Origin of the sequence: Paenirhodobacter enshiensis, from assembly GCF_000740785.1 — a bacterium.
Classification (GTDB): domain Bacteria; phylum Pseudomonadota; class Alphaproteobacteria; order Rhodobacterales; family Rhodobacteraceae; genus Rhodobacter; species Rhodobacter enshiensis.
Genome location: NZ_JFZB01000104.1, coordinates 1 through 245, shown reverse-complemented (window position 1 = coordinate 245; position 245 = coordinate 1). Strand labels below are relative to the sequence as shown.

Annotated in this window: 1 rRNA gene; it reads left to right on the top strand. The window is 49.0% G+C overall.

The features are described 5' to 3' along the window. Positions 1-245, top strand: a 16S ribosomal RNA gene (locus CG50_RS16080); the annotation flags it as partial.

Genomic DNA, 245 nt, shown 5'->3' with positions numbered 1-245 from the left:
AGCCGCGGTAATACGGAGGGTGCAAGCGTTATCCGGATTCACTGGGTTTAAAGGGTGCGTAGGTGGGCAGGTAAGTCAGTGGTGAAATCTCCGGGCTTAACCCGGAAACTGCCGTTGATACTATCTGTCTTGAATGTAGTGGAGGTGAGCGGAATATGTCATGTAGCGGTGAAATGCTTAGATATGACATAGAACACCAATTGCGAAGGCAGCTGGCTACACAAATATTGACACTGAGGCACGAA